General features: G+C 33.9%; 20 protein-coding genes and 1 pseudogene. 16 read left to right on the forward strand and 5 right to left on the reverse strand.

Translation table 11 applies throughout. From position 1 onward, the window contains the following. Positions 1–299 precede the first annotated feature (299 nt). From J2Y03_RS28520 to J2Y03_RS28570, 11 genes are all read left to right on the forward strand, one after another. Entirely contained in the window at positions 300–1208 is a 909-nt protein-coding gene (locus J2Y03_RS28520; protein ID WP_310200620.1) for a DUF1259 domain-containing protein, read from the forward strand. 405 nt (positions 1209–1613) lie between these two features. Continuing rightward, positions 1614–1961: a hypothetical protein gene (locus J2Y03_RS28525; protein ID WP_310200622.1), complete on the forward strand. Its 348-nt coding sequence runs from the start codon at positions 1614–1616 to the stop codon at positions 1959–1961. A gap of 107 nt (positions 1962–2068) precedes the next feature. Further along, the gene (locus tag J2Y03_RS28530; protein WP_310200624.1) at positions 2069–2332 is read left to right on the forward strand and encodes a CPCC family cysteine-rich protein; all 264 of its coding nucleotides are present in this window, start codon (positions 2069–2071) and stop codon (positions 2330–2332) included. Positions 2333–2415: 83 nt separating this feature from the next. Further along, the gene (locus tag J2Y03_RS28535) at positions 2416–2661 is read left to right on the forward strand and encodes a hypothetical protein (protein WP_310200627.1); all 246 of its coding nucleotides are present in this window, start codon (positions 2416–2418) and stop codon (positions 2659–2661) included. A gap of 18 nt (positions 2662–2679) precedes the next feature. Further along, complete coding sequence (locus tag J2Y03_RS28540) at positions 2680–2874, forward strand: DUF6980 family protein (protein WP_310200629.1); 195 nt, start codon at positions 2680–2682, stop codon at positions 2872–2874. 87 nt (positions 2875–2961) lie between these two features. Next, positions 2962–3216, forward strand: a complete 255-nt coding sequence (locus tag J2Y03_RS28545; protein ID WP_310200630.1) for a hypothetical protein — start codon at positions 2962–2964, stop codon at positions 3214–3216. A 338-nt stretch (positions 3217–3554) separates the two neighbouring features. Further along, entirely contained in the window at positions 3555–3827 is a 273-nt protein-coding gene (locus J2Y03_RS28550) for a DUF2277 domain-containing protein (protein ID WP_310200631.1), read from the forward strand. Between the two features lie 254 nt (positions 3828–4081). Beyond that, positions 4082–4438 carry a hypothetical protein gene (locus J2Y03_RS28555; RefSeq protein WP_310200633.1) on the forward strand — a complete coding sequence of 119 codons (357 nt, stop codon included), beginning with the start codon at positions 4082–4084 and terminating at the stop codon, positions 4436–4438. A 165-nt stretch (positions 4439–4603) separates the two neighbouring features. After that, positions 4604–4870, forward strand: coding sequence for a hypothetical protein (locus J2Y03_RS28560; protein ID WP_310200635.1), 267 nt, complete (start codon positions 4604–4606; stop codon positions 4868–4870). 133 nt (positions 4871–5003) lie between these two features. After that, positions 5004–5588 (forward strand): hypothetical protein, encoded by a 585-nt coding sequence (locus tag J2Y03_RS28565; RefSeq protein ID WP_310200637.1) that lies wholly within the window; start codon positions 5004–5006, stop codon positions 5586–5588. Between the two features lie 352 nt (positions 5589–5940). Further along, positions 5941–6090 carry a hypothetical protein gene (locus J2Y03_RS28570; protein WP_095251033.1) on the forward strand — a complete coding sequence of 50 codons (150 nt, stop codon included), beginning with the start codon at positions 5941–5943 and terminating at the stop codon, positions 6088–6090. 241 nt (positions 6091–6331) lie between these two features. Here the strand turns inward: J2Y03_RS28570 and J2Y03_RS28575 are convergent. Further along, positions 6332–7170 (reverse strand): annotated as a pseudogene (locus tag J2Y03_RS28575) (tyrosine-type recombinase/integrase). A gap of 402 nt (positions 7171–7572) precedes the next feature. On the opposite strand from J2Y03_RS28575, the gene J2Y03_RS28580 reads away from it, so the two are divergent. Continuing rightward, positions 7573–7806, forward strand: coding sequence for a hypothetical protein (locus J2Y03_RS28580; RefSeq protein ID WP_310200639.1), 234 nt, complete (start codon positions 7573–7575; stop codon positions 7804–7806). 82 nt (positions 7807–7888) lie between these two features. Here J2Y03_RS28580 and J2Y03_RS28585 read toward each other — a convergent pair whose 3' ends face one another. Then, positions 7889–8305 carry a hypothetical protein gene (locus J2Y03_RS28585; protein WP_310200641.1) on the reverse strand — a complete coding sequence of 139 codons (417 nt, stop codon included), beginning with the start codon at positions 8303–8305 and terminating at the stop codon, positions 7889–7891. A 268-nt stretch (positions 8306–8573) separates the two neighbouring features. Here J2Y03_RS28585 and J2Y03_RS28590 point away from each other — a divergent pair, with 268 nt between their 5' ends. Next, positions 8574–8849, forward strand: coding sequence for a hypothetical protein (locus J2Y03_RS28590; RefSeq protein WP_310200643.1), 276 nt, complete (start codon positions 8574–8576; stop codon positions 8847–8849). 392 nt (positions 8850–9241) lie between these two features. After that, complete coding sequence (locus tag J2Y03_RS28595; protein ID WP_310200645.1) at positions 9242–9400, forward strand: hypothetical protein; 159 nt, start codon at positions 9242–9244, stop codon at positions 9398–9400. A 328-nt stretch (positions 9401–9728) separates the two neighbouring features. Here the strand turns inward: J2Y03_RS28595 and J2Y03_RS28600 are convergent, their stop codons facing one another. The 3 genes from J2Y03_RS28600 to J2Y03_RS28610 all read right to left on the reverse strand — a co-directional run bounded on the left by J2Y03_RS28600 (position 9729) and on the right by J2Y03_RS28610 (position 11779). Further along, positions 9729–11003 (reverse strand): IS110 family RNA-guided transposase, encoded by a 1275-nt coding sequence (locus J2Y03_RS28600; RefSeq protein WP_310200647.1) that lies wholly within the window; start codon positions 11001–11003, stop codon positions 9729–9731. A gap of 406 nt (positions 11004–11409) precedes the next feature. Beyond that, positions 11410–11556, reverse strand: coding sequence for a hypothetical protein (locus J2Y03_RS28605; RefSeq protein ID WP_310200649.1), 147 nt, complete (start codon positions 11554–11556; stop codon positions 11410–11412). Between the two features lie 94 nt (positions 11557–11650). Beyond that, positions 11651–11779 (reverse strand): YjcZ family sporulation protein, encoded by a 129-nt coding sequence (locus J2Y03_RS28610; RefSeq protein ID WP_310200651.1) that lies wholly within the window; start codon positions 11777–11779, stop codon positions 11651–11653. A 474-nt stretch (positions 11780–12253) separates the two neighbouring features. Between J2Y03_RS28610 and J2Y03_RS28615 the strand changes: the two genes are divergently transcribed. Both J2Y03_RS28615 and J2Y03_RS28620 read left to right on the forward strand, forming a co-directional pair. After that, a complete protein-coding gene (locus tag J2Y03_RS28615) occupies positions 12254–12670 on the forward strand; it encodes a VOC family protein (RefSeq protein WP_310200653.1) in 417 nt (138 codons plus the stop codon). Positions 12671–12810: 140 nt separating this feature from the next. Next, on the forward strand, positions 12811–13011 hold the full coding sequence (locus tag J2Y03_RS28620; RefSeq protein ID WP_310200656.1) for a hypothetical protein: 201 nt from the start codon (positions 12811–12813) through the stop codon (positions 13009–13011). Positions 13012–13515 lie beyond the last annotated feature (504 nt).

A 13515-nucleotide genomic window follows, 5' to 3' on the forward strand; every position in this document is an offset into this window, starting at 1 on the left:
TGGTGCACCGTGGTCGTTGGAGTCAGACTAACGGATGGGCTCTAAGGCACCATAGTGTATCGACCTTCCTCTCCCAGCCTTAGAATCATTATGGATGGATTCAATACATTTTCATTCTTTGTGGTGAAGAGCTTTTTTTGCGATTCATGGATGGCTAACGGGGCAGGTTAGCTTAATAAAAATCAGTAATAATAAACTTTAATTATGTAAGAAAAAGCATAAGTTAGGGTAGCTTAATATCGTAATCTAAGATCATTTAACTTCCAAAGGAGAATTATTCTATGCACATACGGAAATATATGATTGCTTTTTTAGTTGTTGTTTTTATTTCTGATATTACATCCAATACCTTAATTCATGCGAAAAGTTATTCATCCCCTAACCACTTGAATTCAACAAATCTTTTATCTCAATGGAAACTTGTAGAAAAGGAAATAGGTAAACAAGGTGTAATGAAACCAGATGATATATTTTATATCAGCCTCCCACGTAATGATTTGAAAGTAACTGTTAAGGGAATACCAATCCGCACTGGTTTGGCTTTAGGAGGTTGGGTGGCATTTAAACAAATGGGTAACCAAACGATGGTTATGGGAGATTTAGTTTTAACAGAAAAAGAAATTCAACCAGTCATGAGTCAACTGCTTCAACAAGGAATTCAGGTTTCTGCACTACATAATCATTTACTTAATGAAACACCTCGGATTATGTATTTGCACATTATGGGACATGGTAATCCAGTTCAATTAGCTAAAGCAATTCATTCGGGATTGGAACTTACAAAAATACCAAAGAACGAAATAGGTGATTCGTACGCCTTTCCCTTTGATAAACAGAAGCTTGATAGCATATTTAGACATAAAGGTACGATTACAAATGGTATATATCATATCAGTATTTCCAGATTAGAAAAGATCATGGAAGATGGAATAGAAATCCCTCCCGCTATGGGGGTTGCGACATCGATAAATTTTCAGCCAACGGAAAATGGGAAAGCAGCTATAACTGGAGATTTTGTGCTTACTGCTGAGGAAGTAAATCCTGTTGCAAGAACTTTACGAAAACATGGTATTGAAGTAACTGCTGTACATAATCACATGTTAACCGAGAATCCTCGCCTGTTTTTTATGCATTTTTGGGCAAATGACGTTCCTTTCAAATTGGCTAATGCGTTGCGTGAAGCCTTGGATAAAACTCATAGCATGTAGCAGTAGTCTGCCTTGTTCAACTAAAGGGGCAGGATAGTTCAAGAAGGAATTTAACAATTAATTGGAGAATAATGTATTAGGATAAATTTATTTGAAGGTCTCTCTATGTGGAGGTTATTTTTGTATTTCCTTTTATTAATTATAAGTTCATATATTTTATTTATAATAATTAATTTGCTTTTACCAGATGGTGGAGATGTTTATGGTTCGTTACTTATGATTGTCATAATACAACTCTGTCTAATAATCTCTATTCAAATATATTCTTTAAAAATAAAAACAAATAAGGATTGATTGGGTAGCGTTTCTGTAATATGCAGGAACGCTTTTTTCACTAACGGAGCAGTATAGTTTAATAAGGATTGGGTATTATTAGGTAACTATTTTCTTGGGTGGTGATTTACAATGAAAAGTTCTCAGGAATTATATGCTTATGAAATAAGTGAAGACTTTAAATTTAGAATTACTCAAGTCGTGATAACACATAGTAAAGATTTGGCTAAGTATTGGACAAGAGATAATGTAGGTTATTCCAATGAGGAAATAGAAAAATTAAAAATACGGGAATTTCCGTTAGATGAAAGAGTTTTTGTTAGAGATTTTGGAGAAACATCTGCTAGAGAAATGATTGAAGAAGCGGTTCAAGAAGACGATTTTAGTGGTTTTCCAATCGTTGTTTTTTGGAAAAAAGCTGAAAATGATTATTACGAAAATTGGCATTCACATTTCGAGATTGAAGAACCGACCGATTAGTGTGATTTTAAATTACCATGTAAGAATGATATTTTCTTACATTTTCTGTGGTGAAGCAGGCTTCATGGGTGGCTAAAGGGTGCATTTCTTAAATAGAGGTGAAGTTCGTGAAATATACTTGTCCTTGTTGTGGGTATAAAACATTAGATGAGGAACCACCAGGAACTTATGATATTTGCGGTATTTGTTTTTGGGAAGACGATGGAGTTCAATATCGAGACCCTGATCATGAAGGTGGTGCAAATGAGGTTTCATTAAAACAAGCACAACAAAATTTCATTAAAGTTGGGGCTTGTGATGAAGGCAGTATTAAGTTTGTAAGAAAACCAAATCAAGAAGACATTAAAGACCCGAACTGGAAACCGTTATAATTACATTTGCATATATGATTATGTTTCTTATTCAAGGAACGGGGTGCTTTAGTAAAAAATATTAATAAGAATGGTGTATGTTTATGGAAAGTTTTAAAGAAATTTTATCTGCTAACCAAAAATATAAGGTTGTCATTTTTAAAAGTGAAAGGACTTATGAAATCAGGTTGTTTCAATATTTTCCTGAGTGTGTCGATGAAGAAGGCGATACTTGGGAAGAGTTTTGGCAAGAAATTACTACTACTAAAACAATAACTGATACCGAACAGAATGCAGTAAAACTTGCAATAGAGGAACTAGCCTTATTAAGTAACGGGGGCTTGAATTAAATAAGGAGAAATGAAATCATGAAAAAACATTGTTGTGAGGATATGGATTATCATGCAAATTTCAAGTGTGATATTCATGAAAATCCCTTTGACTGTCCTGATAAAATAATCATATTCGATAAAAAAGATAATGACTACGGATTGATAATTCATGATGGTGGTTCTTCAAGTATAGGAATTGATTTTTGTCCGTGGTGTGGTTCAAAATTATAATTTGTTATTCAGCTAACGGGTGCTTTACTTGAAGAGATTTGGCTATAACTGAGTCAACTAATAGGTAACTTAATGTAGGGTGAATTTATGAAGAAAAATTACACAGTTTTTTATATTGCTAAAAAACCACGTGCTGGTGGTATAGGTCGTGAAAGACTTTCATTTGAAGGCACAAAGGAAGAATTTTTAAATTTAATCACTTCAATCATTCTTTCTAAGTATGGATGTTATAAGGTTAATCTTGTACAAGATAAGAAAAAACATATGTGTCTTTTTGGGATTAAAAGGCGGGGAAGAAAAAAAGAATTTAGAGTTTTTATAAAGGATATCCTTAATAAGTAATTACATCTAAAAAAGAAAGAGTGACCTTGTTCAACTAACAGGTGCAAGAGTTTAAGATCCAGCTGCCATTTCTGGCGGCTGTTTTTATTGAGCTAATGGGCAGATTAGTGAAAGAAGGTATTGTTAAAAACAATGGAGAATAAATACCTTAGCATTTATTTAAAAGTAGGTGTTAGATATGAAGTGGAATTTTCCATCAATGGTAATTCTAAAAATAGAAAAGAGCCATTGTTTTGATCAATTTTTGTTCGAAAAGATGAATTTTTATATTCCTTAAATTTAATCAATCTTTTTTCAAAACCAACAATAATGAAAACAAAAAGGAGTAAGAGTAAGTTATGTGCCGAAACATTCGAACATTATTTAATTTCGATCCACCAGCTACCGAAGAAGAGATTCATGCAGCATCTCTTCAGTACATCAGAAAGATAACGGGTTATAACAAGCCCTCAAAGGCGAATGAGGAGGCGTTTATTCGTGCAGTCAATGAGATTGCAATGGTTTCTAGAGAACTATTAAACACACTGGTAACGAGTACCGAGCCACGGAATCGTGAGGTCGAAGCTGAGCGTGCTCGTACTAGAGCAGCTAAAAGGTATGGAACAAATTAGAGGACTAAAAAATAGAAAAAAAGTGTTTGATAGGATAGGTCCTTTAACCAGTGCTTAAATCAAAAAGATAAGCTGTTTCGACAGCTTATTCAGAATTAGTTTGTAAAACTAACACGTGCTTGAGTTGAGGAGGAAAGGCTGCTGCGGCAGCCTTTTTTATTCGACTAACGATGCAGGATAGTGCAATAAGGCAGGACTTTTGGAAGGGTTGTCGAATTACATTTTTATACGATATTGGATAGGGTGATTGAAACGTGTTAAAAAAGCCCACAAACTTTAAGAAAGAAGTTTTCTGTATTTTAGTTTTTCTTATCATTTGGTTTGCATATGTATACCAAAAGCCAATAATGACAACTGAGAAAGCCACAGGTTATGCAGTTTTGTGTTTGAACGTTCCACCAAAAGAATTGGGAATAAAAGCCGTTGATATTAATTTTGATGACATTATAATGGAGAAATTGTCTATTGATACAAAGAATGGTTTTTTTAATCAATTCACTAATCAACGTGAGTTGAGTGTAACACTGAAAACTAAAAATGGAGAAGAACCAACCGTTAGGATGGACGCGTATAATGGAAAATGCCTTGAGGTGACTGGTCCATTAAATTAACAGAATGTCCTGCTGCTAATTGTGCTAACGGGTGCAATAGTTAAGGATGATGATCGCTGCGGCGGTCATTTTTTCTTGTTGAACTAATGAGCAGGTTAATTCAAGAAAAGCGAATAAATAGTATGTAGCAATAAACATTAAAAAAAATGATATGGAGGATTTTTAATGCGAAAAGTTGTAAAAATCGTGTGCTTCTCGTTAATGTATATACTTTTTATTGCCTCCTTTTTTACAAACGCCATTATTGGAATCCCAATAACAGTATTAGTTTTAGGATTGCTTTCTTTATTGATTGGAATTGTTGAACTTAAACAAGCTGGAATTATGGCAAAAGTTTATATGGTCGTGTCGGGAATCCTTTTTTTGTTAGCAATTGTTATGCTTTTGTTTCCTGAAGTTCCAATCCTTATTAAAGGTGGTTTATTTAAGTAACGGGGGCTTGAGTTATACATTGGGATACAGCCACAATCCCCGTTGTTATTGAACTAAAGAAGCAGAATAGTTGAAGAAGGAAATTATAAATAAAAACTTGATCAATTTAAAAATCCCTTTTAGGAGTGGTAAGGTGGAAATTTATATTAGAGAGCAAATGTATGCTTTTAAACAATATCACGACTTTTTGGTAAAGCCTTTACCTAAAACAGTTTACGATATAGATGCAGAAGATATTGAAGAATTTTTCAGCTTACTATTCTCCCAACTAAATCAGTTCCCATTGTATGTTACCTTTGAATGGTATGATGATGATTATATTGGTATGAAGGAAGAATTAGATAAACTTGATGCAGTTTATAGTTATAAGTTTATCCCTCAAAAATCAGCATATAGACTCACAAAGTATGGAAATATTCATTTCGATATATTAATTTTTACGGTCAAGGTCACCAATAAGAATCAACTTACCGAAATTATCAATAAATCCCTCATACCGTATCATCTTTTTATCATATCAAATCAGAATAATGTAACATTTGGTGAAATGTATGATCAAGAAGATAGCGTACAGTTTGAAATGAATGACTTAACGACTTTTTGTAAAATGCAATTTGATGTGCCAGCTACCTATTTGGTTACAAACCAGTTTGAAAGTATGCACGATTTATTAGCGATTCTTCCTCAAGAACTAAAAGTTGTGAAAGAAGATGAGTGAAACCAAAGATTGAGATTCATCGTTCAACAAACGGAGTGCGATTGTTCAATTAGAGCAATCGCTTCTTGTGCTAACGTCGCAGGTTAGTTGAATAAGGTAATATTTGGATTAAGATAGATATAAGTAGAAAAGTTAATAACAAGGGGTGATTTTTTGGAGAAAAATATTGGGGATGTAGATTTTTTTAAACAAGTAGTAAAAAGACTTTGCAAAAAAACAATATTTCCCCTCAGAAACCTAAATTTGAAATCATCGAGAACGTAATGGTTATTAGCATTTACTTCAGTAAAATAAGGTATATTATATTTGTTGAATAGATTCTCTTTAAAGACAAGAAAAGTAGGTGAACAAAGTGGGAAAATATCAATTGGATTACAAAGGTCAGGTAGCTGTGACAAAGTTTCATGAAAAACAGACGCCTGCCAAATTTGATAAAAAGCAGCAACTTGAAAAAATGCGTGCGGAGTATTTGAAAAAGAAGCAAAAACAAACAGATAAATAATATGAATGAAAACATAGGAAGACTAAAATCTCCCTATGTTTTTCTTATTCGAAGTTCTTTTTTTCAATTGATGATAAAGTTTATTATTCCCAATTTTTCTTATTCTTCTTTTACAAAGCATTTCTTTTGTATGGTTTCCAATCCTTTTTTGAAAAGAAAAAGAAATAACTAATGCTTATTAAAGTAACGGGTGCAATAGCGAAAAGGCAGCGGAATATCCGTTGCCTTTTGCCATTCTTCTCTAAAAGTATTTTCTAAAAAATTCTCTTCTAAGACTTCCACTTAACTGAGCATAAATCCTAGTGGTCTCGCTTTTTTCGTGTCCCAGTAAACTTTGAATAACATTAATGGGAGCTCCGTTGTTCAATAGGTGTGTAGCATAGCTGTGGCGTAGCTGGTGTGGATGAATTTCTTTGTTGATCCCTGCCCGACTTGATATTCGTTTTATGATATATCTCATTTGTCCAATACTCATTCTATGTGGGTGCCGTTCAGTAACAAAAATTGCTGGGTCTTTATCCTGGCGAAGGTCTAAGTATCGCTTGAGCCATATTTCACACCGTATATTAAAGTAGACCTCCTTTCCTTAACACCCTTTCCAAGGACAATGGCTGATCGATTCGACCAATTAATACAATTTTTATCAAGAGAAACAATTTCCCCTATTCTACAACCCGTTGAAAACATAAATTCAAATAATGCCTTTTCCATTGGAGTAATGCACGCTTCCCTCAAATGTTCTATTTCTCTTTCTGTTAAAAATTTTGGAATCCGTTTTCCTTGTTTAGGTTCTTTGATTTTCGCAGCTGGATTTTTCGGGATATGCCCTTCCTCGTGTGACCAACGAAATACCGATTTAATAAATCGAATTCGATGTGCCAAACTTGATGGCTTTAGGTGTTCACTTGATTTTGCCAAGTATTCTTTCAGCCGATCAGTCGTCAATAATTCAATATTTACATCGTTAAAGTATTGGATGAGTAGCTTAGATTGGAGCTTATATGCTTTTAATGTTTGAGGGGAGAATCCTTCAATCTTTTTATCCGATTCATATAATTCCCAGGTTTTTGATAATAACAAAATAATATCCTCCTTATCGGTTATATTGGAGGAATTATTGCCTTGATTGTTGAATTGGAAACGTAAGGTGTTGAACTATCGTAGCAGGTTAATGTGACAGGGAATTGTTTATACATAAATTTATAAAATGAATTTAATGGAGGTGAAAAATGAATTGGTCGGTATTAAAAGATTTAAAAACCATAATTGGCTTTATAACGTCATCTCTATTAGCAGTTGTCGGAGTTGTACTGGCAATAAACAATAATAGTTACTGGGTTGTATTTGTAGTCTTGTCCATAATGTTATCTTTTTTTAGCATAAGAAGAGCAGACAAGTTATACAAACAAAATAACAAATAGCATTATATTTTCACTAACGGGTGCTTTAGTAAAAAATCATTAAGAAGAATGGTGCATATTCATGGAAAGTTTTAAAGAAATTTTATCTGCTAACAAAAAATATAAGGCTGTCATTTTTAAAAGTGAAAGGACTTATGAAATCAGGTTGTTTCAATATTTTCCTGAGTGTGTCGATGAAGAAGGCGATACTTGGGAAGAGTCTTGGCAAGAAATTACTACTACTAAAACAAGAACTGATACCGAACAGAATGCAGTAAAACTTGCAATAGAGGAACTAGCCTTATTGAACGGGTAGCGTATCTACAAGAAGTGGAGACGCTTTTTCACTAACGCAGCAGGCTAGTTCAAAAAAGAGATGTTAATTGTAACATCTCTTTTTACTCCTCTTCTTCTTCAGTTTTCAGCATTTCTTCATCTATGATGTCTACTAATTCTTGAAGACTATACATATATAGAACAACCTCTTTTGAAACATCTTCAATATGAATTTCCGCTTCAATGCGTATTTTTGTGGGTTTTCCTTTATAAATAACATCAAAGGTTCCAATTTCCTTTACTTCGTTGTCCTCTTTCATTGTGTTGATTTCAGATTGAATAGTATCAATGTAATCCTGACTAAAACCCGAATCTAATACTGAGGATGATAAATGTTTTAAAAAAGGTTCTACCTCTTCAAGGTCAAAATTCATTCCCGCTGCATATGGTGCTTCTTTATAGTCATTTTTGTTTGTGATCATATAAATAGAACCTCCAACTAAAAGTATTATAAGAACACCGATAATCCATTTGTACAATAGGATTTCCCCCTTTCTCTCCATTATTATAAAGAAGAAATAATCACAGATAACTATAAAAATAATTCCAGATTGCTCTAATTGGAAATGTCATTGATTGAAAGGTTCTTCTTTAACTAACGGGTGCGATTGTTCAGCAGGAACAGTCACTTCTTGTGCTAACGAACAGGTTTCTTTAATAAATATTTGAAGAAACCAAATGAAATATAAATGTTAAGATTGAATTGTATCGACTGAGGAAATTCGTTGAAAGATTAGGAGGGGTTATATGAAAACGATAATAAATCGAATAGCACTTGGAGTGTTTGTACTAGTTATAGCGTTATTTTCAGTAGATAAATCTTCTTTAGGATACTGGTATATAGGTATTATCCCTTTTACGTCATTAGTTTTAGTAGTTAATTACATTAGTATATTAGAAAAAAAAGCTGAAATTGATAAAAAAGTAAAAATAATAAGCTGGATTTGTTTTTTTGCAACTGTAATTATAGGATGGTTGCTAATCATTTCGTTTCCTGAAATTTTTAATACATATGGTTTATAGAACAAGAGAAAACGGCTTTTAACTAATTCAACAAAAGAGTGCAATAGTTAAACAAGGCTGTCACTTCTTCAACTATTGGGTAGCTTTACTTCAACAGGAGTAATGCGTTCTTCTTCTTCAAGTAAAGAGCAGGTTAGTTGAACAGTGTTGTATAATAAATGGATATCTTTAGTTTGAAAATCACATGTTGTACTGGGAGGATAGTATGTGGAGTTTTAGCACTTTTAAAGACAAACGTTACTGGATTCTTTTGATTCCAGCTATAATTATCTTGGTCTTGTTCGCTGTTTTTACCCCTGATTATATTCTTGAAAAAACTTACGTTTCACCATTTTTAATACTTATATCTCCAGTTTTATTTTGGTCGACATACCATCTTTGGAAGTATTTTGGTGATAAAAAGAAGAGGAATAATACGGATGACAGTTGCGATTTGTAACTTGCTTGTTGAACTCCCTCAGTTAGATACGATTATCTCTCGAATACTCACTTATTCGCAGGATTTCAAATCACTTGAAAGAATAGAAGGGGATAGATTGAATGAGTTTTGACCATTTTGGCTACATGAAGGCGTACTTAAATAAAGGAGGGTAATGTAAACTCCAGTAATTTCCATATAATGTACGTATTCTCCACGCCACCCTTGGAGGTTTTCACTCCCATGTCTCAACGGGTCAAATGCCCTCTCATTCCTTCGTCACACCTATCCAAGTGGTAGAGGCCGGTCTTTCTAACGGAACGGGTCAGAGCCCTTTTGCTCAATAAATCCGGTACTTCGTACTTTCTTTGAGATCCTACGAATAAGCCAATATTCGAAAGATATTAATCTTAAAGTTTAATTATTTTGATTGATTCTAAAAAATGTAGTCAATTTTCACTTTATGCAGCTAATGGTGTTAAGGGCTGGACTTTAAAAGGACGATAAGATTCATTCTTTCTGGCCATCCCAACTAATACTCTTGCGAGTTTATTAATTAATTTCATAATCGATTTCATTTTCTTCATCTTTTTCAATTTAACATTGTTAGCGTGGAGCTCCTTAAAATCAGGGTTGTTCATGACAAGACTCATAGTGGCTAAGTACAAGAATCGCCGTAAACGGGATCTCCCACGTTTGGAGAGGACAATTTGACCTTTCCATTTACCTGAACTAGCCTCTGCAAGATGCAATCCAGCATGACGCAATAAAGAATTGCCGTGTGCAAATCCACTTAGATCTCCGGATTCTCCTAAAATGCCTGCAAGGGCAATTTCGCTAATCCCCTTAATGGCAAGTAACTTCCTTGCGAAAGGTATTCGTTTAAGGACTTCAGTGACTTCCTTTTCAACTCGCTCAAGTTGCGCGGTTGCTAGATCAAACTCTTCAATTAATTGTTCTAGGTGCAGTTTATAAGCATCAAGTGCTTGTTGAGTCCCGACTGAATGCATAGCTAATTCAATTAATACCTGTGCTTTTATTAACCCAGGTTGTCTCTTCATTTGGGTTTTCCAGCCTACAACGATATCTGGTGCTTTCATTGAACGTAGTTCAATTGGTGTAGGGAATAAGCGAAGAGTTGCCATTGCCCCTTTACCTTTAACATCTTTGAATACCTGTCGAAGTTCAGGGAAAACAATATCCACCCAACGGTTGATTTGATTGACAGCACTGACAAGTCGTTTAACCGTCATGTCACGGTTAGACATTAAAACTCTTAGTTTTTCAAAGGTCTCTGAAGTGGGACGAATAAAGGAATAGTAACCATTCTTGACCATATCAGCGATAACAAGAGCATCCTTTTTATCACTTTTCGATCGGCTATTATCTCGGTTTTCCTTATTCTTTTTTACGAGGTGGGGGTTAACGGTTACTGCTTCAATATCTTGATCATATAACCATTTTGATAGGTTAAGCCAGTAATGTCCTGTAGGTTCCATCCCGATTATAGTAGAAGCAAATCCCTTTAAGGTTTTTAACTGGTTAATCCATTGTAGTAATCTAGCAAAACCCTCTTCATTATTTTCAAATGTAAGAGGATCTCCGACTATTATTCCACGGAAATTGACGGCTCTAGCTACGTGCAATTCTTGTGCGATATCCACACCAACCACAAGGTGTCTATCGGAAATTCTCTCAATTAGTTGATTTTGTTTGTCTTGCATCTTAAACTTCATATTAGGGTTCCTCCTTAGGGTTTTGAGTTAGAGTGGTGTCTATACTCATATCTTACTGAGGGACCTAATTTTTTTCAAAGTTGAGAATTAGCTATCTACAGGAATTCTAACGGGGGCTTTAATTGAATAAAAAAGTGAGAAGATCATCTTAATCTAAGGTGGTTTTTTTATTTTGGTGAATGTAACAAAATACCTAAAAGGTTACATTGATTTACTTTGTTCAATCGTTGCCAGCGCTGATGGATTTATTGGTTGAAATAGCAAAAGCGATCTGAAGGGAGTGGGCGAACGCCTACCCCTTTTTTGTTACTCCATAACAAGTTTTTATACATAAAAAAGCCAATCCCTTAACTTCAAGGGATTGGCGTTCTTTTCTTCTATGGAATCGATCCCATGGAAACACTGTTTAAATCTTTTGCTTAAAAGAATCTGCGTCTTCTATCGAATTCAAAACGTCTTCTTCTTTCGAAGTCAAAGCCGAAAGGGAAAAATGGGAAAAATCTTCTTCTTCTAAAGTCATCACGAAAAAACCGATCTCTTCTAAAGTCGTCACAAAAAAAACCCATGTGTAATTATCCTCCTTTCATTTCAGAAGTCTATATGACAAAAAGGGCGATTAACTTAACCCGCCCTTTGTTCCGTACAATTTAGCAAAGAGTAGCCCCTACAATGATCAGTAGGATGAACAATACTACGATTAAAACAAAAGTGCTGCCTCTATTGAAGCCACCGTCGAAGCCACCGTCGAAGCCAAAACCGCCACATCCAAAGCCCATATTTTTTCACCACCCTATTTGAAATATCTGAAGGAAAAAACTTATCACTATGTATAGATATTCCTTAAGACAAGAATGGATTAGACAATCACCCTATTGTTGGAACAAAATTAGCGATTTACCTAAAATGAAAAGAAGTGTCTGCAATACATGCAAACGCTTCTTTGGAGGTGACATGTTGGCTTTGGCTTGGCGTCCGGTGGTAATAATAACATATGCACTCAGAATAAAGCTGAATGGGACAAGTGCTGATTAAAAGTAAATAAGCAGGAAATGTAAGGTGTTTTTTTATTTGGCTATGTTAAAGGCTAGGGTTGAATTTTCGTGAGATGGTATTGTTTGTGAAATATTACACTTAAACTAACGTTGCAGGATAGTTCAAAAAAAAAAATAAGAAAAATATGGAGCTAGGAAGGATAAAGATACATAAAAGAAGAAAGTTTATACCATAAAATATTGGAAGGGGTCAATAGAATGATCGATAAATTATTAAGGGTAGGAACTACTTATATACCAGTGACTAATGTAGAACTATCTTCTGAATGGTATGTAAACAAATTAGGTGCAGAGTTGAGCTACAAAGACGAAGATAAAGCAATTCTTAATTTTGCAAACCAAAGCATTTTTCTTGTTAAATCTAATGAAAATCAAAGCTCCAATTTCTATGATATTAACGGTGTCGAGCGTTTTTCTTTAACATTTGAAGTTAATGGATTAAGTGTCTTAAAAGCTATACATAAAGATTTTACAGAAAAAGAAATAAGAGTTGGAGAAATTGAAAACAGAGGACACTCTGGAAGGAATTTTGTTTTCTATGATTTAGATGGAAATAAATTTGATGTGTGGAGTGAATTAAGTCCAACTTTCAAAGAAAAATATCTAATATCATAATAGCAAAAACTATTTATTGTTGAACTCATGGGTGCGATAGTTAAGATCACCATCTGCTTCGGCAGCCTTTTTTTCTTGTTCCACTAACGGTGCAGGTTAATGGAAAAAAATAAAATAAGGATTTTGGTGGAGGTGTAGCAATGAAACGTTGGTGGTATTGGTTATTTAGTGCGGTACTTTTTGGATTCATCCTTATAACCCGTGGCTTATTTTCCTCTTATAAATTGGAGGGAGAACATCCAGGTTCATTAAATGAATCTTTATTAAGCATTTGGTGGGGCTGTATTGCAATTTTGGTAGTGTTATTATTTCTTAAACGGATTAGCGAAAAAGGACAATAAAAGACTGTTAAGGTTATTGATTTGTGAAGTATTATACTTAAAGTAACGTGGTGCATTACTTCAACATTGAGGTAATGCCATTTCTTCTTAAACTATCGCAGCAGGTTAATGAAAGAATTATCCCCCTAACGTAAGGTAAAATGTGGTAATGTTTAATTAGGGGTGCATTGTGAAAGTCTTTAGAAAATATTTATATATTATTTATTTTATTATATTGTATATAGGTCTTATTGCTTTTGATTACTTTGACAATAATGATTTCAATTGGTTTGAGAATTTAATTCAATCAATTTTTTATGTTCTGTTCTTTATGTTTTTTAATTGGGCATTAAATGATAAAGATAAGAAAAAAGAAAAATAGATATGAACTTTTTAAATACAATAAACCAATACAATTAAGATTGTGAAAAAATGTACTGTGCGAAACGTTTCCTTATAAGTGCTAAAGCACGAAATAGGAGGATTGCTGAAACGCAATTATAACTGATTAATCGAAACTCGGAA

Origin of the sequence: Neobacillus niacini (genome assembly GCF_031457145.1) — a bacterium.
GTDB classification, from domain to species: Bacteria; Bacillota; Bacilli; order Bacillales; family Cytobacillaceae; genus Neobacillus; species Neobacillus niacini_J.

What these genes read in the sequence shown, in the direction of transcription:
- J2Y03_RS28520 (WP_310200620.1), top strand. Translation starts at nt 300, where the DNA reads ATGATTGCTTTTTTAGTTGTTGTTTTTATTTCTGATATTACATCCAAT.
- J2Y03_RS28610 (WP_310200651.1), bottom strand. Translation starts at nt 11,779, where the DNA reads ATGGGCTTTGGATGTGGCGGTTTTGGCTTCGACGGTGGCTTCGACGGT.
- J2Y03_RS28525 (WP_310200622.1), top strand. Translation starts at nt 1,614, where the DNA reads ATGAAAAGTTCTCAGGAATTATATGCTTATGAAATAAGTGAAGACTTT.
- J2Y03_RS28560 (WP_310200635.1), top strand. Translation starts at nt 4,604, where the DNA reads ATGCGAAAAGTTGTAAAAATCGTGTGCTTCTCGTTAATGTATATACTT.
- J2Y03_RS28620 (WP_310200656.1), top strand. Translation starts at nt 12,811, where the DNA reads ATGAAACGTTGGTGGTATTGGTTATTTAGTGCGGTACTTTTTGGATTC.
- J2Y03_RS28600 (WP_310200647.1), bottom strand. Translation starts at nt 11,003, where the DNA reads ATGAAGTTTAAGATGCAAGACAAACAAAATCAACTAATTGAGAGAATT.
- J2Y03_RS28615 (WP_310200653.1), top strand. Translation starts at nt 12,254, where the DNA reads ATGATCGATAAATTATTAAGGGTAGGAACTACTTATATACCAGTGACT.
- J2Y03_RS28580 (WP_310200639.1), top strand. Translation starts at nt 7,573, where the DNA reads ATGGAAAGTTTTAAAGAAATTTTATCTGCTAACAAAAAATATAAGGCT.
- J2Y03_RS28545 (WP_310200630.1), top strand. Translation starts at nt 2,962, where the DNA reads ATGAAGAAAAATTACACAGTTTTTTATATTGCTAAAAAACCACGTGCT.
- J2Y03_RS28590 (WP_310200643.1), top strand. Translation starts at nt 8,574, where the DNA reads ATGAAAACGATAATAAATCGAATAGCACTTGGAGTGTTTGTACTAGTT.
- J2Y03_RS28535 (WP_310200627.1), top strand. Translation starts at nt 2,416, where the DNA reads ATGGAAAGTTTTAAAGAAATTTTATCTGCTAACCAAAAATATAAGGTT.
- J2Y03_RS28540 (WP_310200629.1), top strand. Translation starts at nt 2,680, where the DNA reads ATGAAAAAACATTGTTGTGAGGATATGGATTATCATGCAAATTTCAAG.
- J2Y03_RS28550 (WP_310200631.1), top strand. Translation starts at nt 3,555, where the DNA reads ATGTGCCGAAACATTCGAACATTATTTAATTTCGATCCACCAGCTACC.